Consider the following 26,393-nt stretch of genomic DNA (forward strand, 5'->3'; position numbering starts at 1 on the left):
CTAGCGCGATAACGTTTTTAAAATGTCAGCAAATACCCCGGCCGCAGTCACTGCTGAGCCGGCACCATAACCACGAATAACAAATGGACGTGGTTGATAGTATGCACTCAAAATTGCTAAGGCATTTTCGCCGTCACGAATAACAGCCAGAGCATGCTTTTCATCTACCGCTTCAATACCTACTTTGCAGTGGCCTTGTTTGATAGTACCAACATAACGCAACACTTTGCCTTCACTTGCAGCACTTTGAATACGGTCATTAAACGCAGCATCTAAACTTGGCAATTTAGCCATAAATTCGTCAACGTTATCACCTTGGGCAAAACCCAAAGGAAGCACTGATTCAACTTCGATATCGCTCAACTCTAATTTCATACCTGCTTCGCGGGCAATAATTAATAACTTACGCGCGACATCAGTGCCCGATAAATCATCACGTGGATCTGGCTCAGTAAAACCACTCTCTTTTGCTTTAATGGTTGCCTCAGACAGTGATAAACCATCTTGCAATGCGCCAAACATATATGACAATGAACCGGATAAAATTCCGCTAAATTCAAGTAACTCATCGCCAGCACCAAACAGTGACTGTAAGTTATCGATTACTGGAAGACCTGCACCGACATTTGTTTCGTATAAAAACTTACGATTATTTTTTTGCGTTGCTGTAATTAAATCTTGGTAATAAGCATATGAACTTGTATTGGCTTTTTTATTTGCAGCCACAACGTGGAAACCGGCATTCAAAAAGTCTACATACTGAGCCGCTAAAGCATCTGAAGACGTACAATCAACCAGCACTGGATTGATTAAATGATTTTGCCTAACAAATTGTTCAACCAGTTTGAGGTCAAACGGTTGTTCTGATGCTGCCAACTTTTGCTGCCAATCGTCAAAAGCAATTCCTTCGCTATCAAGATGTAATTGACGTGAATTAGCAACACCATACAAGTTTAGTTTGATATTACGTTTTTCAAGCCATGCTTGCTGACGCTCTAACTGCTTAATAAGTTCTTGGCCAACTAAACCACAGCCTAATAAAAATACATCAATTGATGGGATATGAGTGAAGAAGTTTTCGTGACACACTTTTACAGCATCATTACACAGCTCGCCGTCAATCACTGCTGAAATTGCACTTTCAGTTGAATCCTGGGCAATAGCGACAATGTTAACTTGTGCTTGGGCAAGTGATGCGAAAAATTTAGCAGCTAAGCCTTTATGAGCGCGCATATTATCACCCACTAAAGTAACGATTGCTAAATTACGCTGCACTTGTACAGGTTCAATTAGTCCCGCCTGTGATTCAAGCTCAAACGCAGTTTGCAATGCCTCAAGAGCCAATGGCAAATCTGATTCATGGACACAGAAGCTGATACTAAATTCACATGACGATTGAGTGATCAGTACAATCGAAACATTATCGTGAGCAAGGGCATTAAAAACTTTTGATGCCATGCCTACTTTACCTTTCATGCCGGGGCCTGAAACCGTTAGCATCGCAAGATTTTGTAAACTAGATAACGCTTTTACCGGCTCCGATGACACATTATCATTACTGATCAGTGATCCTTGTGCATCCGGATTATGGGTATTTTTAATTTCACACGGCACGCCAGCTTTAGCGCACGGTAGAATTGTTTTAGGATGGAGAACTTTGGCACCAAAGTAAGAAAGCTCCATAGCTTCTTTATATGATAAAAAATCAACTTTAGTGGCTTTTTTGATATAACGCGGATCAGCACTGTACACACCATCAACGTCAGTCCAAATTTGACATACTTCAGCTTCTAAACACGCTGCGGCAATTGCGGCTGAATAATCTGAGCCATTTCGTCCCAGTGTAGTTAGCTGGCCTTGTTCGTTGCTAGCTGTAAAGCCAGGCATAATATAAATAGTCGCAGGATTAGCTTTTAAAGCCGTTTGAAAACGAATTTTACTCGCCACTAGATCAGCTTCTGCATCAATATGACCATTAGTTGATGCAATACAATCGGTTGCTTCGAGGTAGTGGGCGTTATGTGAGCTTAATAGACACTGCATCAGTGATACACTGATGCGCTCACCAAAACTAATAACATAAGCACGCACTTGATCTGGACAACATTGGATGAGTTTGACACCCGCTAGCTTATTTTGCAGTTCGTTTAAATCAGGCCAGTTTTGAACACTACCATATTCAGCTTCAACGGCTGCTTTTAAGCTTTGGCAACGCTCAATTAATGCGTGCCACTGTGTATCATAATCAAGTCCTTGTTCAGCAGCGCTTGCCAGTGCAACCAATGAATCGGTCATGCCACCTGGAGCCGATAGCACCAATAACATTTCGTCTTTTAATTGTGCTTTAACTAACTGTGCTACCTGTTGTAGGCAGGCAAAGTCAGCAAGTGACGACCCACCAAATTTTAATACTCGCATTTTTTATGTTTCCTCATCCCATAAAACGAAAAAAGGCCTGTGTTCGTTGTGAACACAGGCCTTTAAATTTGTTGCACCGACCTATGCCACTATCCAGTAAGAATGGTGGTTGTAATAATAATGGTCAATGCGTGATTATTTGTTTTCATAGCCCTTAGACTGCCTTAAACAGGGCTATTCTGTCAACCCCAAATAAAAAGATAAATTATGCCTTTTGATTATAAAGAAATCTAATGAATGCCAAATTTATGCAGTATTTCATTTAATCTTGTTTTATCTATCGGCTTATCAACGAAGGCTATAGCTCCCAACTTAGCGACGCGTTGTTTCATTTCAAGTTGAATATCTGCCGAAATTACCAGCACAAAGCATTCAATTTTTTGTGCTTTAATACCTTCAAGAACTTGTACTCCATCAACTTCGGGCATAGTTAAGTCAAGACACAGTAAATCGAAGTTATGTATATGCATTAACTCTAACGCTTCACGGCCATTTTTTGCTTGCATAATATCTGCTGAGATACACTCATTTAAACAGCGTATAACTTGTTTGCGTGCTACTGTTGAATCATCACACACCAGTACGGAAAAATTCATAATATAGACAACTAAAAATACGGATAATAGATTACTGAGCAGACAACTTATCACTCAATAAATAACGATGTTGTAGTAATGTTGTGATTTTATAACACAAAAATTTAACAGCGATAAGCTTAAGTTTTTGCTAAAAAAAGAAAAATTAACAATGTTTGTACTGTTAAATAAGATTATTTTATTTATTTTTAAACATTTATTAGCTAACTTTAATACTGAGTGTACTCGTTGCTAGGGTATTAATTAAGCTTTGTAAAAAAAATAAAGGAGCTATAGGCCACCGATGCTACAAAAAAGCCTATCAAAAAAGCTACTTACCAGCGTGTTATCCGTCTACTTTTTATTAACTTTTGTAGTCACGTGCGGGCAAGTTATTGCAGAATATGTAAACACGAAAGATTATATACGTGACGAACTGACGACCTTACAAAAAACATTTAGTCGTAGTTTAACCCGTGCTATTTGGGAGCTAAACACTAAACAAACCATCACCACAGCAGAAGGCTTATTAGCAATTCCAATGATTGAAGGTATTATTGTACGTGATGATAGCGGCGAGATAATCTCACAATTAGGTCGCTCACTCGATATTCGCGAGCTATATAGCCAACAATTAGTACAAGAAGAAGCGATTATCGAAGATACTCCATCTGGCTTATTCGGTTATACCTTTCCATTGATCTTTGAATTTTCTGGCCGCGCCACCCAAGTTGGTGATGTCACGCTATTTTCGAGCCGAGAAGTGGTATTTAGTCGCATTATGATCTCAATTTATTTTTTAATTGGCAATGCGATGATCAAAACTACATTTTTAATCATCTTATTCTTAATGGCATTTAGAAAACTACTCACTGAACCTCTAGCACAACTAACAGAGCAAATTGAAGATCTTCAATTAGATGACCTCGAAGGTCAACATATCGAAATTGAAACAACTGAGCACAACGAATTAAAAGTAATGGAACAATCATTCAATAAGTTGATCGATAAAGTTGTGCAATACCGCAAAGAGCTTGAACAAACTCAAAAAGCATTGATAATAAGTAACGAAAAGCTCGATCAGCAAAATCTACAACTTGAACAAGAAGTGGCACGTAAAACATCAAATTTAAGTCAAGCTATGATGGATTTACAGCAACAAAAATACGAGTTGGAAAAACAAAAACTAACGCTCACCGAAGAAGTTGATTTGCGTCGCCATACTGAGCAAGAGCTACTAACTAAACAAACTGAAATGCAACGTTATGTTGATGAACTCAATATGGCGCAAGAGCGTTTAGTCAGCTCAGAAAAAATGGCCGCTTTGGGTGGTTTAGTTGCCGGTATTACCCACGATATCAATACCCCGGTCGGTATAGGGGTTACTGCCACATCCTTTTTGCAAGAGCGTTTAATACAAATTGAAAACGCTTACAAAGAGAAAACACTCTCGCCTAAAGCACTTGAGGAGTTTATTAATGATGCCAAACAAAGTACTAGCCTATTAACCACTAACCTAGACCGTGCTTCAGAGCTGGTTGCCAGCTTTAAGCAAATTGCGGTTGATCAAGCCAGTGAAGCTGTGCGCACTATCAACCTAAAAGAATATCTAGGTGAAATTATTCGCTCATTACACCCTAAGATAAAAAATACCAGTCATCATATTAATTTAGATTGCCCGGTAGATTTAACCTTAAATCTACCTGCTGGTGCTATCAGTCAAATTTTTACCAATTTGATTATGAATTCATTGATCCACGGATTCGATGGTGTCAGCAATGGCATTATAGACATTGCTATTAAAGATGAAGATGACCAAGTGATTATCGACTTTAAAGATAATGGCAATGGCGTTACCGAACAGCAACTTGAAAAACTGTTTGATCCGTTTTTTACGACTAAACGCGATCAAGGCGGCAGTGGTCTGGGCACACACATTACTTTCAATTTGGTCAAGCAAACCTTGAGCGGCGAAATCGATGCGACAAGCTCACCGGGGAACGGCTTGCATTATCATATTAGTTTCCCTAAAGACATGCCAAAACCTTTGTCTATATTTAATAACTAATGCGCCGAGACTGTTTGCCTAACACTTTGCTTAATTGCTAAACGTTTGGCCAATCAGTCATTTGCGCATCAGCTTTTTATTGTTATGATTGGGTAAATTTACCGAATGGATCAATCTCCCTATGTGGTTTAGTAACCTTATTTGTTACCGCTTTAAGCAAGACGTGTCGTACACCCAAGAAGACTTTGAGAAAGCCTTAGAGCAAGATTTATTTCGCCCTTGCGGTAGTCAAGATTTAAGTACATTTGGCTGGACCAAAGCCTTTGGTAAACATGGTGATACCCTTTCCCATTTCTCGCAAAAGAGTATTTTGGTTTGTGCTAAACGTGAAGAAAAAGTACTTCCTGCATCCGTTATCAACGATATGGTTGCTGAAAAAATAGAACTTATCGAAGCAGAAGAAAATCGCCCTGTTAAGAAAAAAGAAAAAGACGAGCTCAAAGAAAATATCCTCCATAGCTTATTACCGCAAGCCTTTAAAAAGTCGAGTTTACAGTTTGCCTTTATTGACCAAGAAAATGGCTGGGTAGTCGTCAACAGTGGTAGCTTTAATAAAGCAGAAGAGTTACTAGCACTACTTCGCAAATCACTAGGTACATTGCCGGTAGTTCCTGCATTTGCAAACTATGACTTAGATGTGTTTTTAACGGACTGGTTAACTAACTTCAGTACACCTGAGGGCTTTGCTATTGGCTCTGACGCAGAGCTTGAAGAAGCAGACGATAGCGGTGCTCAAGTTAAGCTTAAAGGCCATGATTTAGCCTGTGATGAAGTTAAATCGCACCTTGAAAGCGGTAAGCGAGTAACAAAACTTGCACTAGATTGGCAAGAGCGCCTGAAGTTCATGCTGCAAAATGATGGCTCTATTAAGCGCTTAAGCTACTCTGAAACATTAAAAGAAGAAAACGCCGACATCCCTAAAGAAGATATGTTGGTCAAACTTGATGCTGACTTTATTCTCGCCTCTGAAGAAATTAAACTAATGCTAGAAGAACTTACGGCTGGTTTAGGTGACGTGGAAGATTTAGCCTAAATTTTGACTAAGTTTTAAATACTAAAAAAGCGCCCTATTGGCGCTTTTTTTAACTGACGAATTAACTTAACTAAATACCGATTTCACATCATCGAGCATATCGTTATATTCATCACTTGAGAAGATATCAAGTGATGGGATCACACCTTTATCAATATAAGTTTGTAATGCTGCAGACTTATCTGAAACTTGTAAAATACCTTCCATAATCGCGCCAATACGAATGAAATCAACATAGCTAATATGCTCTGGGCGATAGTTAGGATTGGCCCAGCTTTCTGCTACTTCAACAAATTCATCAGTAAACTCCCAAGCACGCATGATGGCTCCCCCTACTTTACCGCTAAGCTTTTGAATCGCATGCGCTAAAAAGCTTGGATTGGCAAATACTTCCGGGTGACGTTCCGCTTCAGTCAAAATAGGCAATACACCAATATTATAAACTAGTGATGCCAGTGTAATGGTGTCACGATTCAATGAGGTCTGTTTGTTTTTCTTAAGGAAAAACTCCATCACAGTAATTGAGTGACATGCTACTTTTAAGGTCTTCTGCCATGCCTTATCCATGTAACCTTTGATCAGCTCATTATTTGAAACAAACAGTTGCTCCATCGCCATTGCTGTTGCGATATTTTTGATTTGACGCAGACCAATACGCGTTACCGCTTGATTTATATTAGAAACTTTAACTGTTCGCCCCATAAAAGCACTATTTGCGACTTTTATCATCCGTGCTGCTAATGCCGGATCATGAGAGATCACATCAGCCATTTGCGCTAAGTTTACATCTGGATTATCGGCAGCTTGACGTACACGAACCGCAACCTCAGGCAAGGTGGGTAAAACTAACGTGTCATTATTTATACGATCAACCAAAATGGTCAGTAGTGCGTTTTCTGTTGACATAAATGTGCCATCCTTTTGTATTGATTTGTTAATACACCCAAACCATGGAATGTTTATTTTTTATAAATACAGTATTGTCTAAGTTACCGCTAAAGTTAAGAAAATTACAGAAATTATATTAGTTTATTTTTCTACTACACTTTATATCCCTTCGCTAAGACCATCACAACACAGGAAACTTGCTATTTACGCATAAGATTTGCTTTAATGCTGGCATAACAAGGAAGCGAAATACCCTCTCAAGGGTATCTATAATTAAACTTACTTTTTAACAGGCAATATAATGACTCTCAATAAAATTAGCCAAGCACTTATTCTCACCGGTGCCGTTTTTCTTAGTGCATGTTCAGATCAAGCCAGCGCACCTAAAGCGTCAACTGACGCAGCAGCCTCAATTAAGCAAGTACAAGATAGCGGCCCACAACTTGTTAACGCTGACACTAGTCGCCTTGATATCTATACCGATTTTAGTTTAACGACTGATTTATCACATTTAAGCGACAACCAAAAAGCGTTAATAGCAAAACTTATTGATGCGTCTAAAATTATGGATGATCTATTCTGGCGCCAAGCATTTGGTGAAGATAAAGCGGCATTTTTAGCCAAAATCAATGATCCTAAAGTACAAAAATTTGCCGATATTAACTATGGACCATGGGATAGATTAAATGGCGATCAAGTCTTTTTGTCAGGCTATGAAGATAAAACAGCCGGAGCTCAATTTTATCCAGCCGATATCACTAAAGAAGAGCTAAACAAGGCTGACGTAGCAGATAAAAATGGCCTGTATTCAGTCATTAAGCGAGATGAGCAAGGCAAGCTATATAGCGTTGCCTATTCGGTTGAATATGCTCAAGCCCTTGAAAAAGCGGCTAACTTATTACGTGAGGCGAGCAAGCTTGCCGATGATAAAGAGTTTGCTAGTTACCTGAATTTACGTGCAGATGCACTACAAAACGATGATTATCAAGCATCAGACTTTGCTTGGATGGACATGAAGAACAACCCCATCGATATCGTTATTGGTCCAATCGAAACCTATGAAGATCAATTGTTCGGCTCTCGCGCAGCCTTCGAATCGTATGTATTAGTGAAAGATTTAGCATGGTCAGAGCGCCTTGCTAAATTTGCAGCATTTTTACCAGAGCTACAAAAAGGCCTCCCTGTTGATGGCAAATACAAACAAGAAGTGCCAGGCTCTGATGCGGACTTAAATGCATATGATGTTGTTTACTACGCAGGCCATTCTAATGCTGGCAGTAAAACTATTGCTATTAACTTACCAAATGACGAACAAGTACAACTTGAAAAAGGCACTCGCCGTTTACAACTGAAAAATGCTATGCGCGCTAAGTTTGATAAAATATTGGTGCCAATCGCTGAGCAGTTAATTGTTCCTGAGCAACGTAAACACATTACTTTCGATGCATTTTTTGCCAATACCATGTTCCATGAAGTCGCTCATGGTTTAGGGATAAAAAATACTATCACAGGTAAAGGCACTGTTCGTCAGTCTTTACAAGAACATGCCAGTGCTTTAGAAGAAGGCAAAGCCGATATCTTAGGCTTGTACATGGTTGAGCAGTTACTCAAAAAAGGTGAGATCACAGAGGGAACACTTGAAGATTATTACATCACTTTTATGGCCGGTATTTTCCGCTCAGTGCGTTTTGGCGCATCAAGTGCCCATGGTAAAGCAAATATGATCCGCTTTAACTTTTTCGCAGAAGAAGGTGCATTCTCTAAAAATGAGCAAGGCCTTTACAGCGTAAATATGGAAAAAATGGGCCAAGCAATGGCCAAGCTATCTGGTTTGATCTTAACCTTACAAGGTGATGGTGATTATGAGAAAGTTGATCAACTGATTGCCACACATGGTGATATCAAAGTGGAACTTGCTAAAGATTTAGAAAAACTAAGCCAAGCTAATATCCCTGTAGATGTCACATTTAAACAAGGTAAGAAAGAGTTAGGTTTAGAATAATATAATTAATACTAAAAAGGCGTTTTAGGGGCTCACCTAAAACGCCTTTTTTAATTCAATATTGCTATTACGGGAATGCTAAACCATATTTTTCACTCATTTTTTTTACTTCACCATTAGCAATCATATTATTTAATTCTTTATCGAATAAGGTAATAAACTCATTTAAATTACGTTTTTTTGAAAAACCAAAATAGCCTTTATTAACAATTAATGGCGGTTGTAACTGTTTAACTTGATTAGCTAAACTTAACTGCTTAATAACGGGCTGTGCGGCTCTTGGATGAGTCACTATAATATCGACACGGTCATGAATTAATTGCAAAAAACTGGCTTCTACAGTACCCACTTCAGAAACTTCCAACTGACTTTTATATTGCTCAAAATCGTCACCATAGTTCCAACCTCTTGTTAATCCTACCGATAACTCTTTTAATGTTTCTAAATTATTATGCCACTGGAATTCATTACTATTTTTGACATAAAAAACCAGCGGATCTTGATAGAAAGCAGCCTCACTATAAACCATATATTGCTCTCTAATAGCCGACTTATAAGGGCCTATAAATGCATCAGCTTTGCCAAGTTCAATCATTTTTAGCGCCCGTTTAAATGGCAAAATATCAATTTTAATTTGGCAACCTAAACGCAGGCAAATCTCACCTGCGATGTCGGCGCCTAAGCCTTCTATTTGACCTTGTTCATTTTTTTCAAGTACCGACGGAAAGGTGGTACCAACAAAGTAAAATGTATTTGCTGCACTGTGATGCGAAAATACAATTAACAAGGTAAACAATACAAAAGCTTTCATCCGTTAGTTTGCAATCCTTATATACTGAATGTAATAAACAGCCACGACTTAGTGACCCTAAGCATAGTCTATTTTCACCCAACTAAAAGTCATAATTCCATGATAAAATTCTGTTATATAAACACTCAACCACGATTAAAAATGTGTTTTTAAACGTGCCAATTGCTCTTCACTGTAAGGCACGGCGGGATACTTCCCCCATACTGGCGCAGGCCATGCGACATCGGTTTTATAGCGGGCAATATGATGAATATGTAACTGTGGAACCATGTTACCAAGCGCTGCGACATTAAGTTTATCTGGGTTAAGTACCTCCTTGAGGAGCCGACTTAACTTCGCTGACTCTTGCATTAGCAATAGCTGTTCAGACTCGCTTAGATCAATGCTCTCTTTTAAATTCGCTTTACGAGGCACTAAAATAAACCACGGGTATTGACTATCATTCATAAGTAACACTTTGCATAATGGCCAATCGGCCAGTTCAATACAATCACGTGCAAGTTCTGGGGCTAAAGAGAATTCAACGGTCATTTTTATTCCTTACAAATTAAGTGCATTACATTTTCGCTACTTTATAGCATTTAGTTGCAGTTGCCCACGCTTGGCTTTACCATCGTTGCAGTTTTTATTCGAGCGAAGGTAAACACGTGTTAAAAAAAATTAAACACCTCTCATACTTGCTACCTTTGGTGGCAACAGCCATCACAGTGCAAGCTAAGCCTCTTACTTTAGAACGTATTTTTGATGATCCAAGTTTAGCGGGTAAAGCACCTGTACAGCTTAAGTTTTCACCAGACGGTAGCCGAGTTACCTACCTGCAAGGTAAAAGCGACGATTACAACCGTTATGATTTGTGGGAATATAATTTAAAAGATAACAAAAATCGTATTTTAGTCGACTCTGCCAAACTTTTTTCAGGCTCCGAAAACCTCTCAGACGAAGAAAAAGCACGCCGTGAGCGCCAACGTATTTTTGGTAAAGGTATTTTAGAATACAAATGGTCTAAAGACGGTAAAGCCTTGTTATTTCCACTTAATGGTGACCTCTATTATTACGAGCTAGGAGCAGGAAAAAGCCGTAAACTGACCGATACTGAGGCATTTGAAACCGACGCACGCTTTTCACCAAAAGGAAACTTTGTCTCGTTTGTCCGTGAACAAAATCTTTATGCGCTAAATCTTAAATCAGGTAAAGAAATTCAGCTGAGTAAAGATGGCGGCGGTGTGATCAAAAACGCCATGGCGGAGTTTGTCGCGCAAGAAGAAATGGGCCGAATGACAGGTTATTGGTGGTCTGGTGATGAATCAAAAATAGCCTTCACTCGCATTGACGAAAGCCCAGTTAAAGAAGCTATCCGCAATGAAATTTACGCTGATGAAGTGAAACTGTTTAACCAACGCTACCCATTTACCGGCACTAATAATGTAAAAATTCAACTTGGTGTGGTTAAGCTCGATAATCAAAAAACTGATTGGGTTGATTTAGGTAAAGACGAAGACATTTACATTGCCCGTGCAAAATGGTTAGAAGATGACAAAACCCTATCATATCAGTGGCAAAACCGCTCACAGCACAACTTAGAATTGCGCTTTTATAACAGCGAAACAACAGAGCAAAAAGTCGCCTTAACAGAAACTAGTGATACCTGGATCAACTTACATTTTGATCTACAGTTTTTGAAAGACAAAAAACATTTTGTTTGGGCCTCTGAGCGCAATGGCTTTAAGCATTTATATCTATATCGTACCAATGGTAAGTTAGTGCGTCAGATCACCGATGGTGACTGGGTGGTTGATAGCTTAAAAGGTATTGATGAGAAAAAAGGCATTGTCTACTTTGCCGGACGCAAAGACACGCCTTTGGAAAGCCAGCTATACAGTGTTCCACTGTTTAAAAAGGGCGATATTAAACGTATCACTGAGCAAGGTGCTTATCACAATGTGGTAATGGCAAAAGACAGTAAAACTTTTATTGATAACAGTTCATCGGTCAACAAACCAAACTCAGCGGCACTGCGTAAAGTAAACGGTGAATTTGTTACTTGGCTAGAGCAAAACAAACTTGATGAAAACCATCCTCTGACCCCTTATCTTGCTGATCTAGCTGAGCCTGAATATGGCACTTTGACTGCTGATGATGGTCAAGTGATGCACTATCGTTTATTTAAACCTGCAACGGTAAATGATGGTAAAAAACACCCTGTTCTTGTCAATGTCTATGGCGGCCCGCACGCACAACGCGTAACCAATAGTTGGCGCAGCAAAAACTTATATTTCCAATATATGGCACAGCAAGGTTATGTAGTGTTCCAATTAGATAACCGTGGTTCGTATAATCGTGGTAAAAAGTTTGAAGATGCCATTTACAAACATTTAGGTGTGGTTGAAGTGGCTGATCAAATAAAAGGCGTCGAATTTTTACGTACGCTTGATTATGTTGACCCACAACGTATTGGTATTTATGGTCACAGTTACGGTGGCTATATGGCATTAATGACCATGTTTAAAGCTGGTGATTATTTTCAAGCAGGCGTATCTGGAGCGCCAGTGACTGATTGGGCACTGTATGATACTCACTATACCGAGCGTTATTTAGGACATCCTGATACAAATGCCAAAGGCTATGCAGACAGTGCGGTATTTCCATACGCAGATGGCTTGAAAGGGCCATTAATGATCTACCATGGTATGGCCGACGATAACGTATTGTTTACCCATGCCACTAAGTTATTTAAACAATTGCAAGATAACGAAAAGCAATTTGAAATGATGACTTATCCTGGTTCCAAGCACAGCTTACGGGGTAAACAAGTGCAAACTCACTTGCATCAAACAATCACTAACTTCTTTAATCGTCATTTTGATGTAGAGTAAATCAGTAATGACCGCATAAAGGCTGATTGAAAAATCAGCCTTTTTTTTGACTTAATGATAATCCTATTTATTTAAAAACTTTAGACCAAAACAAGGAACAGTTAACTAGATTTTAAAGTAATATTTACTACGCTTAATATATGCGCGCCTTCTGCGAGCACTTCTAAAGGATTTTTTATGTCGTACCTACGCCGTTTTACTATTTTTCAGCGCTTAGCTATTTTGGTAAGTTTGGTCGTTGTTGGTTTACTTTTTTTAAGTATTACCAGTTTAACTCAGCAATATGGTTCACTCAAAGCAGGCCAATATACGAAAACTAAAAATCTGGTTGAAGCTGCTTATAGCGTTATTACCCATTATCATTCATTACAACAAAGCGGCGAACTCACCGAGCAACAAGCCCAACAAGGTGCTCTAGCTACAATAGCTAGTATTCGCTATGACAATGACAATTACTTCTGGATCAATAATTTTCAGCCAGCCATGGTTATGCATCCTTTTAAACCAGAATTAAACGGTAAATCACTCAGCAACAGTAAAGACCCAGATGGCGTACCGTTATTTGTTGAAATGGTTAAAATAGTTAAGCAAAGTGGTGAAGGTTTTATCCCTTACAAATGGCCTAAACCAGGTAAAGATCAACCAGTTGATAAAATAGCCTATGTGAAAGGTTTTACCCCGTGGCAATGGATAGTCGGTTCAGGTGTTTATATTGATACTATTGATAACGCTTTTGCCAGCTTACGGAATTTAGTTATTCTCAATGCCGCAGTGATTATTTTGCTGTTAATTAGTTTAAGTTACTTAATCGCCAGAAGTATTTTACTGCCAACTCGGCTTGCTGCAAATATGATGAAAAGTATCTCTCAAGGTGAAGGGGATTTAACCCAAACCTTAGATGAAAATGGTAATGATGAGGTATCACGATTATCTCGCCACTTTAATTTATTTACTACCAAAATGCGTGAGTCACTTAAACAAGTGGCAAATAATGCCAATGATGTTAACCAGCATGCCCAAACAGTGGATGATGCGAGTAAAACCAATCATTCTTTTATTGAACTGCAAAACGATAGCTCAACGCAAGTCGCTGCAGCAATGGAGCAAATGACCCACCAAATTCATGATGTAAGTCGCAATGCCGAAGCGGCTGAACAAGCCGCTAACCAAGCCGCGGTGAATGCATCTGAAGGTAAAGAAGTCGTTGCTAAAACAATTCAATCCATAGAAACACTGTCCAAAAACATTGAAACTGTGAGTCAAGTTACCGCTGATTTAGCTCAAGAAAGTAATAATATAGGATCGGTACTAGACGTGATCCGCGGTATTGCGGAGCAAACCAATTTACTGGCACTCAATGCTGCAATCGAAGCGGCACGTGCTGGCGAACAAGGCCGAGGGTTTGCCGTTGTAGCTGATGAAGTACGCACTCTTGCAAGTCGCACAGGCAAGAGCACAGACGAAATTCAGGCGATGATAGCCAAATTACAAAAAGGCGCACAGGCGGCTGTAGAGGCGGTAACAGCTAGCCAACAATTATCCACCAGCACAGTACAACAAGCTGGCTCTGCCAATACCTCATTAACTGAAATTGAACGTCTGGTGTCGGTTATCACCGATATGAATGGTCAAATAGCCCGTGCGACTGAGCAACAATCAAGTGCTGCGGATGAAGTCAATTTGCGAATTAATGAACTATCGCAATCAACCGAACAATCTCTGGCCAATACATCACAACTTTCAGGTGCAAGCGATAATCTAAAACACAGTAGCCAACAGCTAACTGATGTGGTTAATCGCTTTAAATTAGATTGATTAACAAAAACAAATTACAAAAAAGCCCCGTCATTTTATATGACGGGGTTGTTGTATTTAATACTGCTTATTATAAGCAGTAACGAGCAAATAAACTGCTTAGGCCTGCTGCAGTTGGTTTACCGTGCTGCCAATCACCACCTTCAACACCACTACCGGCAATATCCATATGCACATAAGGTAAAGGCTGTGCTGACTCACAACCATGCTTATCAAGGCCACCAACAATAGCTAAAAATGCCATAGGGAACTGATGACCACGTGCGGTAACTGCTGATGCTGCATTGTTACTTGATAATACGTCATCAGCTAAAGTACGCGGTTTAATAAAATCATAGTCTTCGCGACGGCTGCGAGAAACTTCTGCACCATCAGCCCATAAGTCACCACTGTCAGCCAGCTTACGAGAAATATTAGCCGCACGTGCAGGGCCATTTTCAACGTATGCACTGTAAGGTCCCATTGCACGAGCTGCATGTCCGGTTAACGTTGCGACCGTAAAGATTTCAGGATTAACTTCTCCTTTTGCTAAATCTTTCATCTCGCTGAGTAAATCCCCCATAGCTAAGCGCCCTTCTGCATCCGTATTACCGATGCGAACACGTACGCCCTCACGGCTAGTAATAATTTCATCTGGTACAAAACAATCAGAACCAATTGAATTACGAACTACCGCTAAGTAAGCAATAACTTTAACGCCTTGTGGTTGAAAGTCTGCCACTGATTTCATAAAACCAGCAACAGAGGCTGCGCCGCCTTTATCACGGCTCATACCGGCCATATGCCCGCCCACTTTTAAATCGGCACCACCGGTGTCATATACTAAGCCTTTACCGACAAACATTAAGGTACGTGTTACTTCGCCCTCTGGTACATATTCAAGTTTTACAACACGAGGGTGATGACGCTCAACCGCATATGAAGCGCGAGCCACGGTACTCATCATCGGGTACTCTTTATCAATCGTGGCAATATCTGCAATCACTGCAACATTGACCTTGCTGCCTTTAAATAAATCTACACAGTAATCAGCAAAACGTGGTGGCGCCATACGCTCAGGCTCAGTGCCACATAAATCACGAGCAGCATACTGCCCTGCGGCAATGGCATTTACTGCTTTAATTGTTTGCTCATTAGCACCAAACAAGGCTATTTGAGTGATCGGTTCAATGCTTTCACCATGAAACTCGCGCGCCTCAAGCGGCTGCCACAACGCTTGGCAAGCACCAAGATAAGCAACTTCTAAGGCATACTGATAACGGCTATCTTGGCTTGCTTGTGGTAAGTAAATAGCAGGTTTTGTACTGCCTGATGCTTTAGCTTCATTGATAGCCAATTTAGCTGCATCAAAATAACGACGTACATCGTCATAATCACGATTTAATGGACCTGTCGGCGCTAAAATTACCCTTTTAGAATCAACAACAAGCAGCGTGACTTGCTTACCAATACGTGCATCAACCGCCATTTGCGCTTTAATAGCTTGGCTTAGATTCGGATCGTCTAACTCAGAAAAGTTATCGGCAATAATAATAAGCGCATCATGTTTTGCGTTATCTAATTGCGGGGCTGCAACTGCGTGAGGATATGCCATAAAAAAAGGTCCTGTTGTCAAAATACGTAGGAACTTATTATCATTGATTTAAATAGCTATTGCCAGCAATGTACGACGAGCTAACATAACGCTGGCAACTTGGAGTTACAGTGTAAAATACAGCAGTTACTCACTGCCCACTTATCATTTATTGAAGCAAATAGCGCGCAGTATCTTAATCTAATATACTCAGCTGTACATGTTGCTGCGGTTCATTTTTAACACCGACCCCTACACCGAGTAACCGCACTGGCTGCTGCAAGCCACGTTGATATGCTTTGCTCAGCAGCTCAGCCAAGATAGTTTCATCAAGTCGGTGGCAAGTTTGATCGGCCGATGTCACCACAAAATTAGCAAACTTCACTTTGACACTGAGTTTATTTATACGTTGCTCTAATTGCTGTTTTGTTAATCGACGTTGAAGCTCAGCCAATAATATTGGCAATTGATCTAAACACGCTTGTAAGCTGGTTTTATTATATTCATAGGTATGCTCAACACTGAGCGATTTACGGGTACGTTCTGTGGATACTTTACCAATATGTAAACCGGCACATTTTTGATACAGCGAGACCCCAAAGTTACCAACATGTTGCTGCATCCAATTAACCCCTTTAGCGCGCACATCAGCACCGGTGTATAAGCCTTTTAAATTGAGTTTTTCAAGGGTAACCTTACCGACCCCGGGTATTTTACCCAAAGGTAATTGCGCTAAAAAGTCATCCACTTGCTCAGGCAATACTACAAATTGACCATTCGGTTTATTTTCATCACTGGCAATTTTGGCAATAAATTTTATCGGCGCAATTCCAGCCGAAGCAGTTAAACCGGTGGCTGCAAAAATATCGGCGCGGATCTGCTCTGCCATTAAGGTCGCACTACCATGGCATGCATTACTTTCAGTCACATCAAGGTAAGCTTCATCTAAAGAAAGAGGCTCTATAAGGTCGGTATAGCGCTGGAATACAGCACGAATTTGCGAAGAGGCTTGTTTATAAACTTGCATACGCCCTGGTACAATCACTAAATCTGGGCATAATTGTTTAGCACGGTAGTTAGACATCGCAGAGCGCACACCGTATTCGCGGGCGATGTAATTTGCTGTAGAGAGCACTCCACGGCGGCTATTGCCACCAATTGCCAAAGGTACATTAGCAAGCGCGGGGTTATCGCGCATTTCGACGGCTGCGTAAAAGCAATCCATGTCAATATGAATAAACTTTTTCATTCCTCAAACCAAGCACTGTACAAATGAACAGTCATTATTCATTAAGTTTGATTTATTAGCAAGTCATCAGCTCGATGATTCTTGCTGTGAGGATTTTTTACGATTAAATAACCTCGCACCGAATAACCAAAAAGCACCTTCTAAAATAAAACCAACTACGATTAGTATCACCATCCCAGAAGCATTACCCATCGCATAACAAACGAATGCCAAACAGATCACCACCAGTAGCGCTAAGCGTTTCATTATTTTTGCTGTCACTGTATTCATAATTAGCTCCTTTAAATCAGATTAAAGTATTCATTTACGTAACCGTGAACTACTAAAACTAGCACATTTTCACTGTTTTCCTAATTTTCTTGAGCTAAACAGCACCAATTGCTAATCTACGTTTTTACTTTAAAGAGCTGTCGAATATGCAATCATTCATAGAACAACATCCTATCCATACAGCAATTAATGTTGCTTGGGGAGAAATGGATGCCTTACAACATGTCAATAATGTGGTGTATTTTCGTTATTTTGAAACTGCTCGAATTGATTTTTTTAATCAAATAAATTTACTCGAAGATTTACAAACAACAGGTATTGGTCCTGTGATCAGTGAAAATAACGCGCGTTATAAACGCCCTGTCACATTTCCTGATACAGTGTTGGTAGGCGTTACCATCAGTGATATTCAAAAAGACCGTTTTATGATGCACTACAGCGTATTTAGCCAAGCGCAAAATGCCTTGACTACATTAGGGTCATCGCAAGTGGTGATGTTTAATTTTAAAACGGGTAAGAAAGCACAATTAAGTGAGCCATTATTGGCTGCATTACATAAGTACAGCCGAGAATCATAAAAGTAAGGAATCATTATGCGTTACAACCCACTTGGTAGCAGTGGTCTAAATGTGTCTCGTGTATGCTTAGGCAGCATGACGTGGGGCGTACAAAATAATCAAGCAGATGCTGATGAGCAAATTGCTTATGCCTTAGAGCATGGCGTAAACTTCATTGATACTGCAGAAATGTATGCCATACCTCCCACTCCTGATACGTACGGAAAGACAGAGCAAATTATCGGTAATTGGTTAGCGCGTAATCCAGGTAAGCGAGACGATATTGTGCTCGCCACTAAAATTGCTGGCAATGGCCTAGCTTGGATACGCGATGGCGGCGATATTACTCGTCAAGCAGTCGTTCATGCCGTTGACGAGTCATTAAAACGCCTACAAACCGATGTAATTGATTTATACCAACTGCATTGGCCGAATCGTCAATCACCGCACTTTAGCAAACATTGGCCAGGTATGATCCGTTTTAGTGACGCTAATACAGAGCAACACACAGCGGGTATGCTCGATATTCTTGAAGGTTTAAACGACTGTGTTAAAGCTGGTAAAATTAAATATTGTGGTCTCTCTGACGACACGCCATGGGGTATTAGCCAATTTTTACGGTTAAGTGAACAACATAATTTACCGCGCATGGTCTCTATTCAAAATGAATTTAGTTTATTACACGCTAAAGATTGGCCTTATCTAATAGAGCAATGTATTCACGAAGATATTGCTTATTTACCTTGGTCACCCTTAGCAGGCGGTATGTTAAGTGGTAAATATTTAAATAGCGCACGTCCCGATGGTAGCCGCTGGACACTGGTGCAGCGTAATGGTTTATTCCGTGACACAGCGCAATCTCAACAAGCAATCAGCCACTATGTTGAAATTGCCCAGCAATACCAAATAACCCCAGCACAATTGGCGCTTGCATGGTGTGACCAAGTTGATGGCGTTACTTCTTCAATTATTGGTGCAACCAGCTTGGTACAACTAAAAGATGACATTGCCGCGTTCAACATCGAATTAAGTGAACAAGCTCTAACTGATATCGGTAATGTATTTAAGCAATACCCAATGCCATTTTAATCAATAAAGCCCAATCATTATCAATGCTTGGGCTTTCCACCGGATTAAAATACTTGAAAAACGACTTCTCACAAATAGTGAATCAAAAAAAACACCACTAAAGTATTAAAAAATTAACTTACCGTAATAACTTACCAGTCTTTAGTAGCGCAAAATATTAGTTATTGTATACTCGATTTAAATTATTAGCGGATAAAGTAAATATAGCTATGCGTATTGTCTATTACATCGTTGCATTATTCTCTTTTTTTTCAAGCGTCTATGTACTTGCTAATACTACCGATGAAGTAACCCATATAACTTGGCTACAAAGCAATACAGCGCCTTTTCATCTGGCCAAAACAGCACAAACTCCCGATGGTGGCTTATGTGATTACTTAGTCGAACAGCTCATCAGTGAATTACCCGATATAAAGCATACCCGCCTCATGTTGCCGCAAAAACGTATAGGTAAGTACCTCGATGAAGGTCAACAAGCATGTTTCCCTTGTATGATCCATCGTAAAGTTAACACCCCGCGAGTGTTCTACTCGGTGCCAACTACGGTGTACCCACCATTTGCTATCATTGCCTCAGCTAAAACAGCGAAAGTAATTAGCCAACAACACAGTTCACCGATAAATTTAGTTAAACTACTGACAGATAATAAATTTATTTTTGGTCAATCCGCTGCGCGTAAATTTACTCCAGAGTTAAATACCATCGCTCGAAATACTAAAAGCGACCAACATACATCATTAAGTTGGAACAGTGAAAACGAAAGCAGCTCGGTGATCAATCGGCTCAATCATGGGTATATTGATTACACTATCGACTATCCTTTTTTAGCCGATTACTACAACCGCTTCAGCGAATTTGATAATGTAGTAACCTTACCTATTGCCGATCACGCCGATAAGCTGGTTTTAGGTGCGATTGGCTGCTCAACCAATGCCCCTAATAATTTTGCTAATAATGCTTTAAAAAAAATAAATCGAGTGCTAACAAATAGCATACTGCCGTCTGCAAAGTACCAGCAAACACAGCGTGTATTGCTTGAAAATACCTTTGCAGAGTTTGATCAACAATATCAACAACAGATATTAAAACTTACTCAGCCAACCACTCTTGCTGAACCAATAAGTCTGAGCCCAAGTGTAACTGAGCAATAAATTTACTTCCTGCGTTCACAGCTCCTACTCCTGCAGGTGTGCCAGTCATAATAATATCGCCATCAATTAAAGTCATAAACTCACTAACTTGGGCTGAAATAACCGCAGGTTTATAAAGCATTAACTCAACGCCGCCTTGTTGTCGCACCTTATTATCTATCAGTAAGGTTAAGCTTAAATGCTCAATAGCTTGTTCGTCTATTTGTACAAACTCACTAAACAATGCAGAGCCATCAAAGGCTTTCGCGCGTTCCCACGGTAAACCGCTGGCTTTTAATTTACTCTGTAAATCTCGCTTAGTTAAATCCAGTCCCACCGCCACAGCAGCTAAACAGCCATTGTTAACTTGAAAACAAATTTCAGTCTCAAAATGTAATTGCTCATCCTTATGAGTACACATTAAGGTATTTGTTATCGCGCTTGGCGGCTTTAAAAACACCACCATTTCGTCTGCCTCTTGATTACCAAGCTCAGCAATATGCGCAGCATAGTTACGACCAATACAAATGACTTTTGATGGATTCACTGGTTTCATTTCGATCTTTCCTATTCAATAAAAAGCAGCCTAGACTACTTTTTATGACGTTTATTGGCAATTAACTTCGTATTGCTATTTATCTAGATCGATGTCACTGGTATTAAGATCAACAAAGGCATTACTGGCATGAAATAACCTCAGTAGATACATGCTCGCTGGTGATGTTGAGTTTCGCAATCGATACCTGCCATGGCGCAGCTGTACTTAACTGCCAAGGTGAAAATACTTGACCTAAATTAACACCTTGCTGTGCAAAACACCGTAAATCAATGTTTAAAGTCTGCCATTCGTTGGTTGCATTTAGCTGCTTAGCAATATCCAATTTACCTTGGCAATCATCACCACATTGCATACCAAGCCAAAGCGGGGCATCGGCACTTTGCTCAACCTTAATTTGCATTTGTAATTGCCCTGCTTTTTCAACAAACGAACGTAAATCAGATGGGAATGCCGCACTTAAACGCACTGCTGCTAGTTCATCGCCGCTGAAGGTAATTGCACGCGCATCCTCTTGAACGTCTTTATCAAAGGTTTTAACGCTAACAGCTCCGATTGATTCGCGACTACTTGCCATCACTTTTTGCTGCTCACCACTTTGTAAATGCAGACTCCATGGCGCTTTAACCGCGCGCTCAAACAATACTAAATCATCAAGCTGCTGTGATATTCCTGTTTGCTTAACAAGATCATCTTGCAAGGTGTTTTTATCTGAATAAGTTAAGCCAAAACCATACGGTAATAATGGCGAATAATCTTTATCACCACGATTTTCGTTATCAACTGGGTTATTCGGCCAAGAAAACGACAGCTTGCCTTTAAAATCATGATTTACTGAGCCATCTACATTTGCAAATAACACATCGCTAATTGCATCCCCTTCGCTACCTGGCAACCACGTCGCGACAAACGCATCACTGGCATTAAGTTCTGCGTTTACCCACATTGGGCGGCCGCTAATAAATAATGATACAACGGGAATACCGGCTTGCTTTAATTTTCGCAGTAGCGCTAAATCCGTTTTATTACCCCGCTGATATTCAAGATTATCTAAATCCCCATTGCCTTCTGCGTAAGGTTGCTCACCAAATACTACAATAGCGACATCTGGACGAGTATTGAACTCACCGTTTAAGTCATGCTGAACTTGCCCGCCCGCTTGCTTAACAGTGTGTTCAATACCATCCAAAATCGACGTGCCACCTGGGAAATCGCTATTTTGATTCCCCGTACCTTGCCAAGTAATGCTCCAACCGCCAGATTGCATACCGATATTATCAGCACCTAGACCAGCTACTAACACATTTGCTTTTGGCGAAAGCGGCAGTAACTGTTGTTTGTTTTTTAGGAGTACTAAAGATTCGCGAACTGCTTGTTTTGCGATTTTACGATGTTCAGCACTACCAATGACCTCTGTTTTTCCTGAAAGTGGACGATTTGCAGGACTTGGTTTATCAAATAAACCCGCACGCATTTTTACTCTCAGAATACGCGTTACCGCATCATCAATTCGTGATTGCGCAATTGTGCCATTGTTAACTTGTGCGATAAGGTTTTCATAAAGTGGCTTCCATGCATCAGTAGGCACCATGTATACATCAAGGCCGGCATTAGCGGCTTGTGCACAGTTTCCATTGGTACAACCAGGAATTTGTCCATGACCATTCCAATCACCCACAACAAAGCCATCAAAACCCATTTTGCCTTTTAGCACATCAGTTAAGAGATATTTACTGCCATGGATTTTTTCGCCATGCCAGCTATTAAACGACGCCATAACTGTTTGTGCTCCAGCACCTAAGCCTCCCACATAACCTTGCGCATGAATGGTAAATAACTCTGCTTCGCTGGTAATATTATTACCTTGGTCATCACCGCCTTGTGTACCACCATCACCAATAAAATGCTTAACCGTACTGATCACCCGTTTATCTGATAAAAAGTCTTGATTAACTGCGCCTTGTAAGCCTTTTACTATTGCGGCTGAATAATCTCTAACAATTTGTGGATCTTCTGAATACCCTTCATAAGTGCGGCCCCAGCGGTCATCTCGTACTACTGCAACAGTAGGTGCAAACACCCAATCAATACCGGTTACCATCACTTCTTGCGCGGTCGCTGCAGCAATTTTTTCAATCAACTGTGGATTGTTAGCCGCACCTAAACCGATATTGTGCGGAAATAACGTCGCACCAATAACATTATTATGACCATGAACTGCATCGGTTCCCCACATAGTTGGGATACGGCTACCATCAAGGGAATCATCTACTGATGCTTGGTACATTTTTTCGGCTAGTTCAATCCAATCAGCAGCCGTGGCATGTTTATTATTATTAGGAAAAGCCCCACCGCCATTAAGGTAAGAACCAAAACCATATTGACGCATATCTTCCACTGTAATATCGCGAATTTCAGGTTGGATCATCTGGGCTATTTTTTGTTCTAAGCTCATTGAGCCGAGCAAGTCAGCAATTTTTTGCTCCATATTGGCATCGTCTTTAACACCGCTTTTGATCATCGGCCAAATATCATTGGTCGCTGCTGTTTGTTCTGATTGCGAACAGCCATTCATCGCCATTGCTGCAATCATCATTACCAAAAGAGTACGTGGTTTTGTTATTGTCATATTGTCCACCTAGTTATCAATGACGAGTTGAGGTTGTTACTTTTGAGCCAAATAGCGCAAAGTAAGTAATATATAAATAGCAGCCGATCGGCAGTAATAGTGCTAATTGCACACCAAAATTGTCAGCTAGGACACCTTGTAATAATGGAATAATTGCACCACCGACAATGGCTAAGCATAAAATACCCGAACCCTGAGAGGTATATTTGCCAAGGCCTTGTAGGGCTAAACTGAAGATGGTTGGGAACATAATTGAGTTACATAATCCGACCAACAAAATAGCCCACATTGCTAATGCCCCTTGTCCTGTCATCGCCATTAACACCAGTACCATGGCAAGTAGTGCATGACATGCCAATACCTTACCTGCATTGAGTTTTTGCATGATGGCAGCACCAATAAAGCGACCTATCATGGCGCCAGCGAAGTAATAACTAATATAATGTGCTGCTTGCTGCTCAGTAAAACCCGCAATATGATCTAAGGTTAAAAAGCCTACTAAAAAGCTGCCGATTGCGACTTCAGCACCGACATAAACAAAAATGCCAATGGCTCCTAAAATTAAATGGCGATACTGCCAAACACTACCTAAATCAATAAAGTTCTCAACATATTGATTTTCACTCTCAGCATCTGCTGCTTTGCCAAGTTTAGGTAATTTTAAAAAAGCAAAAATAACCGCAAGTACCAGCAAGCTTGCTGAAAGCATTAGATAAGGAAGTTTAACTTGCTCTGCGGTTGCTTGGCTGACTTCGGTTAGAATAAGCCAGCCACCAAAGATTGGCGCAACCGTAGTACCTAACGAATTAAATGCTTGGGTCATGGTTAAACGCGACGACGCTGTTTTTGCAGCGCCAAGTACGCTTACGTATGGATTGGCTGACACTTGTAAGATGGTAATCCCCGAGGCCAGTACAAATAGCGCCAATAAAAACAGCTCATAAACATGCGCTACGGCTGCGGGATAGAATAATGCACAACCAACCGCTGCCACCACCAAGCCCACCACAATACCAAATTGATAACCTATTTTACTCACCAACTTACCAGCGGGTATCGACATCACAAAATAAGCCCCAAAGAAACAAAATTGGATTAGCATCGCTTGGGTATAATTGAGTGAAAACATCCCTTTTAAATAGGGGATCAGAATATCGTTTAGACACGTAATAAACCCCCACATAAAAAATAAGGTGGTCAACGACGTTAAAGCAAACGTTTGTTTGCCCATTGGTTGTAGGCTATGTTCATTCGTTGCCAAATTGTGTGTGACGTTTGCCATATTAAACTCTCTAATTATTTTAATTATCAGTTCGTTACGTTTATTAAAGTACTTTTTCATTACTTAAAAAAAGCAAATAATAGTTGCAACATAAAATGTAAGCGCTTACATTTATATCATATAAATCGAAATTAGCAATTTATTTACAAATATTCTGTAAGCGCTTCCATTTTAATAACTATGCTGCGCTTAATGTAAAAGTAATTGCCAAAACTGAATGTTAAAGGATGCACCTAATCGTGTTTAAAACTATTTCTCTGCCGCCTAGCTCTGCGCTACTTAAACCTCAGTTTACCTTTGGTGTAGCCACAGCCTCATTTCAAATTGAGGGAGCTCGCAACGCACGCCTGACATCTATTTGGGATACTTTTTGTGACCAACCAGGGGCTATCACCGACAATAGCAATGGCGATACAGCCTGTAACCATGTTGAACTATGGCAACAAGATATCGCAATGATTGCTGACTTAGCCGTTGATGCGTACCGATTATCAATTTCATGGCCGCGCGTATTGCATCAAGATGGCAGTATTAATCAGCAAGGCATTGGCTTTTATCGTGATTTATTAACGGCTTTAAAAGCACGCAATATCAAGACCTATGTCACCTTATATCACTGGGATCTACCCCAACACTTGGAAGATAACGGTGGCTGGTTAAACCGTGACACCGCCTATGCATTTGCTCACTATACTGATTTAGTTACCAAGCAGTTGACAGGTTTAGTTGACTCTTATGCGACTTTAAATGAACCTTTTTGCAGTGCCTATTTAGGCTATGAAGTGGGTGTACATGCACCCGGTATTAAAAGTCAACAAGCAGGTCGTCAAGCGGCTCATCATTTATTGTTAGCCCATGGTCTTGCCATGCAAGTACTGCGCGCCAATTGCCCTAATATAGAAGCTGGTATTGTTCTTAACTTCAGCCCAGCTTATCCAATGACAGAAAACGATACACAAGCAGCATTATTAGCCGATCAATATCACAATCAGTGGTATATCAAAGCAGTTTTAGAAGGTCAGTATCCGGCGCTTTTAAATAGCCTCAGTAGTGAAGTGCAACCCCATATAGCTGCTAATGATATGGCGATAATCAGTCAAAAAATCGACTTTATTGGCGTTAATTACTATACCCGCATACACTACAAAAACACTGATGATAACTGGTTTGCCGAAGCACAAATCAACAACATAGCTGTGACTGACATGGGCTGGGAAGTCTATCCACAAGGTTTAACTGAGTTGTTAGTATCATTAAATGAGCTATACCAACTACCTAAAGTTTATGTAACTGAAAATGGTGCGGCCATGGCAGATACACTACGAGATGGCCAAGTACTCGATACAGAGCGCGTTAGTTATTATCATACCCACCTCAATGCAGTGCATGACGCAGTTGAGCAAGGGGTTGATATACAAGGCTATTTTGCATGGAGCTTAATGGATAACTTTGAATGGGCATACGGCTATGAAAAACGCTTTGGTCTCGTTTATGTTGATTATGAAAACCAGCAACGCATACTAAAAGAGAGCGCAATACAATATCGCGCATTGCTCACACAGCGCAAAAAATAAT

20 protein-coding genes are annotated in these 26,393 nt (G+C 40.3%); 9 read left to right on the plus strand and 11 right to left on the minus strand.

What is annotated here, in order from left to right; all coding sequences use genetic code 11:
- Together thrA and H5203_RS14280 are read right to left on the minus strand one after the other, a co-directional pair.
- Window positions 1-2,418: a bifunctional aspartate kinase/homoserine dehydrogenase I gene (thrA, locus tag H5203_RS14275; protein ID WP_145241147.1), complete on the minus strand. Its 2,418-nt coding sequence runs from the start codon at window positions 2,416-2,418 to the stop codon at window positions 1-3.
- Between the two features lie 230 nt (window positions 2,419-2,648).
- Window positions 2,649-3,014 (minus strand): response regulator, encoded by a 366-nt coding sequence (locus tag H5203_RS14280; protein WP_182731831.1) that lies wholly within the window; start codon window positions 3,012-3,014, stop codon window positions 2,649-2,651.
- A 283-nt stretch (window positions 3,015-3,297) separates the two neighbouring features.
- On the opposite strand from H5203_RS14280, the gene H5203_RS14285 reads away from it, so the two are divergent.
- Together H5203_RS14285 and rdgC are read left to right on the plus strand one after the other, a co-directional pair.
- A complete protein-coding gene (locus tag H5203_RS14285) occupies window positions 3,298-5,061 on the plus strand; it encodes a HAMP domain-containing sensor histidine kinase (RefSeq protein ID WP_145241149.1) in 1,764 nt (587 codons plus the stop codon).
- A 121-nt stretch (window positions 5,062-5,182) separates the two neighbouring features.
- Window positions 5,183-6,094 (plus strand): recombination-associated protein RdgC, encoded by a 912-nt coding sequence (gene rdgC / locus H5203_RS14290; protein WP_145241151.1) that lies wholly within the window; start codon window positions 5,183-5,185, stop codon window positions 6,092-6,094.
- A 66-nt stretch (window positions 6,095-6,160) separates the two neighbouring features.
- On the opposite strand, the gene H5203_RS14295 is transcribed toward rdgC, so the two are convergent.
- Window positions 6,161-7,000, minus strand: a complete 840-nt coding sequence (locus H5203_RS14295) for an HDOD domain-containing protein (protein ID WP_145241153.1) — start codon at window positions 6,998-7,000, stop codon at window positions 6,161-6,163.
- Between the two features lie 283 nt (window positions 7,001-7,283).
- Here H5203_RS14295 and H5203_RS14300 point away from each other — a divergent pair, with 283 nt between their 5' ends.
- The gene (locus tag H5203_RS14300) at window positions 7,284-8,984 is read left to right on the plus strand and encodes a dipeptidyl-peptidase 3 family protein (RefSeq protein WP_145241155.1); all 1,701 of its coding nucleotides are present in this window, start codon (window positions 7,284-7,286) and stop codon (window positions 8,982-8,984) included.
- Window positions 8,985-9,051: 67 nt separating this feature from the next.
- Here H5203_RS14300 and H5203_RS14305 read toward each other — a convergent pair whose 3' ends face one another.
- Complete coding sequence (locus H5203_RS14305; protein WP_145241158.1) at window positions 9,052-9,795, minus strand: ABC transporter substrate-binding protein; 744 nt, start codon at window positions 9,793-9,795, stop codon at window positions 9,052-9,054.
- 135 nt (window positions 9,796-9,930) lie between these two features.
- Window positions 9,931-10,326 carry an HIT domain-containing protein gene (locus H5203_RS14310; protein WP_145241160.1) on the minus strand — a complete coding sequence of 132 codons (396 nt, stop codon included), beginning with the start codon at window positions 10,324-10,326 and terminating at the stop codon, window positions 9,931-9,933.
- A 116-nt stretch (window positions 10,327-10,442) separates the two neighbouring features.
- On the opposite strand from H5203_RS14310, the gene H5203_RS14315 reads away from it, so the two are divergent.
- Both H5203_RS14315 and H5203_RS14320 read left to right on the plus strand, forming a co-directional pair.
- Window positions 10,443-12,668 (plus strand): S9 family peptidase, encoded by a 2,226-nt coding sequence (locus H5203_RS14315; protein ID WP_182819888.1) that lies wholly within the window; start codon window positions 10,443-10,445, stop codon window positions 12,666-12,668.
- A 177-nt stretch (window positions 12,669-12,845) separates the two neighbouring features.
- The gene (locus H5203_RS14320; RefSeq protein ID WP_182734626.1) at window positions 12,846-14,483 is read left to right on the plus strand and encodes a methyl-accepting chemotaxis protein; all 1,638 of its coding nucleotides are present in this window, start codon (window positions 12,846-12,848) and stop codon (window positions 14,481-14,483) included.
- Window positions 14,484-14,553: 70 nt separating this feature from the next.
- Here the strand turns inward: H5203_RS14320 and H5203_RS14325 are convergent, their stop codons facing one another.
- The 3 genes from H5203_RS14325 to H5203_RS14335 all read right to left on the minus strand — a co-directional run bounded on the left by H5203_RS14325 (window position 14,554) and on the right by H5203_RS14335 (window position 17,575).
- Entirely contained in the window at window positions 14,554-16,077 is a 1,524-nt protein-coding gene (locus H5203_RS14325; protein ID WP_182718306.1) for a leucyl aminopeptidase family protein, read from the minus strand.
- Window positions 16,078-16,252: 175 nt separating this feature from the next.
- The gene (gene dinB / locus H5203_RS14330; RefSeq protein WP_145241168.1) at window positions 16,253-17,305 is read right to left on the minus strand and encodes a DNA polymerase IV; all 1,053 of its coding nucleotides are present in this window, start codon (window positions 17,303-17,305) and stop codon (window positions 16,253-16,255) included.
- 66 nt (window positions 17,306-17,371) lie between these two features.
- The gene (locus H5203_RS14335) at window positions 17,372-17,575 is read right to left on the minus strand and encodes a hypothetical protein (protein ID WP_145241170.1); all 204 of its coding nucleotides are present in this window, start codon (window positions 17,573-17,575) and stop codon (window positions 17,372-17,374) included.
- Window positions 17,576-17,721: 146 nt separating this feature from the next.
- On the opposite strand from H5203_RS14335, the gene H5203_RS14340 reads away from it, so the two are divergent.
- From H5203_RS14340 to H5203_RS14350, 3 genes are all read left to right on the plus strand, one after another.
- Entirely contained in the window at window positions 17,722-18,153 is a 432-nt protein-coding gene (locus H5203_RS14340) for a thioesterase family protein (protein WP_145241172.1), read from the plus strand.
- Window positions 18,154-18,168: 15 nt separating this feature from the next.
- Window positions 18,169-19,221: an aldo/keto reductase gene (locus H5203_RS14345; RefSeq protein WP_182778830.1), complete on the plus strand. Its 1,053-nt coding sequence runs from the start codon at window positions 18,169-18,171 to the stop codon at window positions 19,219-19,221.
- A 209-nt stretch (window positions 19,222-19,430) separates the two neighbouring features.
- On the plus strand, window positions 19,431-20,372 hold the full coding sequence (locus H5203_RS14350) for an ABC transporter substrate-binding protein (RefSeq protein ID WP_182734622.1): 942 nt from the start codon (window positions 19,431-19,433) through the stop codon (window positions 20,370-20,372).
- Here H5203_RS14350 and H5203_RS14355 read toward each other — a convergent pair.
- The 3 genes from H5203_RS14355 to H5203_RS14365 form a co-directional block, all read right to left on the minus strand.
- Entirely contained in the window at window positions 20,311-20,907 is a 597-nt protein-coding gene (locus tag H5203_RS14355) for a fumarylacetoacetate hydrolase family protein (RefSeq protein WP_149981213.1), read from the minus strand. The two genes, H5203_RS14350 and H5203_RS14355, sit on opposite strands and share 62 nt — an antisense overlap.
- 121 nt (window positions 20,908-21,028) lie before the next feature.
- Window positions 21,029-23,536: an exo 1,3/1,4-beta-D-glucan glucohydrolase gene (locus H5203_RS14360; RefSeq protein WP_182819889.1), complete on the minus strand. Its 2,508-nt coding sequence runs from the start codon at window positions 23,534-23,536 to the stop codon at window positions 21,029-21,031.
- Between the two features lie 16 nt (window positions 23,537-23,552).
- Entirely contained in the window at window positions 23,553-24,767 is a 1,215-nt protein-coding gene (locus H5203_RS14365) for a sugar MFS transporter (RefSeq protein WP_259397251.1), read from the minus strand.
- A 278-nt stretch (window positions 24,768-25,045) separates the two neighbouring features.
- Between H5203_RS14365 and H5203_RS14370 the strand changes: the two genes are divergently transcribed.
- Window positions 25,046-26,392, plus strand: coding sequence for a GH1 family beta-glucosidase (locus H5203_RS14370; protein WP_182731823.1), 1,347 nt, complete (start codon window positions 25,046-25,048; stop codon window positions 26,390-26,392).
- Window position 26,393: the final 1 nt, after the last annotated feature.

Origin of the sequence: Pseudoalteromonas sp. SG41-1 (assembly GCF_014164575.1) — a bacterium.
Lineage (GTDB): Bacteria > Pseudomonadota > Gammaproteobacteria > Enterobacterales > Alteromonadaceae > Pseudoalteromonas > Pseudoalteromonas rhizosphaerae.

What these genes read in the sequence shown, in the direction of transcription:
- thrA (WP_145241147.1), bottom strand. Translation starts at nt 2,418, where the DNA reads ATGCGAGTATTAAAATTTGGTGGGTCGTCACTTGCTGACTTTGCCTGC.
- H5203_RS14280 (WP_182731831.1), bottom strand. Translation starts at nt 3,014, where the DNA reads ATGAATTTTTCCGTACTGGTGTGTGATGATTCAACAGTAGCACGCAAA.
- H5203_RS14285 (WP_145241149.1), top strand. Translation starts at nt 3,298, where the DNA reads ATGCTACAAAAAAGCCTATCAAAAAAGCTACTTACCAGCGTGTTATCC.
- rdgC (WP_145241151.1), top strand. Translation starts at nt 5,183, where the DNA reads ATGTGGTTTAGTAACCTTATTTGTTACCGCTTTAAGCAAGACGTGTCG.
- H5203_RS14295 (WP_145241153.1), bottom strand. Translation starts at nt 7,000, where the DNA reads ATGTCAACAGAAAACGCACTACTGACCATTTTGGTTGATCGTATAAAT.
- H5203_RS14300 (WP_145241155.1), top strand. Translation starts at nt 7,284, where the DNA reads ATGACTCTCAATAAAATTAGCCAAGCACTTATTCTCACCGGTGCCGTT.
- H5203_RS14305 (WP_145241158.1), bottom strand. Translation starts at nt 9,795, where the DNA reads ATGAAAGCTTTTGTATTGTTTACCTTGTTAATTGTATTTTCGCATCAC.
- H5203_RS14310 (WP_145241160.1), bottom strand. Translation starts at nt 10,326, where the DNA reads ATGACCGTTGAATTCTCTTTAGCCCCAGAACTTGCACGTGATTGTATT.
- H5203_RS14320 (WP_182734626.1), top strand. Translation starts at nt 12,846, where the DNA reads ATGTCGTACCTACGCCGTTTTACTATTTTTCAGCGCTTAGCTATTTTG.
- H5203_RS14325 (WP_182718306.1), bottom strand. Translation starts at nt 16,077, where the DNA reads ATGGCATATCCTCACGCAGTTGCAGCCCCGCAATTAGATAACGCAAAA.
- dinB (WP_145241168.1), bottom strand. Translation starts at nt 17,305, where the DNA reads ATGAAAAAGTTTATTCATATTGACATGGATTGCTTTTACGCAGCCGTC.
- H5203_RS14335 (WP_145241170.1), bottom strand. Translation starts at nt 17,575, where the DNA reads ATGAATACAGTGACAGCAAAAATAATGAAACGCTTAGCGCTACTGGTG.
- H5203_RS14340 (WP_145241172.1), top strand. Translation starts at nt 17,722, where the DNA reads ATGCAATCATTCATAGAACAACATCCTATCCATACAGCAATTAATGTT.
- H5203_RS14345 (WP_182778830.1), top strand. Translation starts at nt 18,169, where the DNA reads ATGCGTTACAACCCACTTGGTAGCAGTGGTCTAAATGTGTCTCGTGTA.
- H5203_RS14350 (WP_182734622.1), top strand. Translation starts at nt 19,431, where the DNA reads ATGCGTATTGTCTATTACATCGTTGCATTATTCTCTTTTTTTTCAAGC.
- H5203_RS14355 (WP_149981213.1), bottom strand. Translation starts at nt 20,907, where the DNA reads ATGAAACCAGTGAATCCATCAAAAGTCATTTGTATTGGTCGTAACTAT.
- H5203_RS14360 (WP_182819889.1), bottom strand. Translation starts at nt 23,536, where the DNA reads ATGACAATAACAAAACCACGTACTCTTTTGGTAATGATGATTGCAGCA.
- H5203_RS14365 (WP_259397251.1), bottom strand. Translation starts at nt 24,767, where the DNA reads ATGGGCAAACAAACGTTTGCTTTAACGTCGTTGACCACCTTATTTTTT.
- H5203_RS14370 (WP_182731823.1), top strand. Translation starts at nt 25,046, where the DNA reads ATGCACCTAATCGTGTTTAAAACTATTTCTCTGCCGCCTAGCTCTGCG.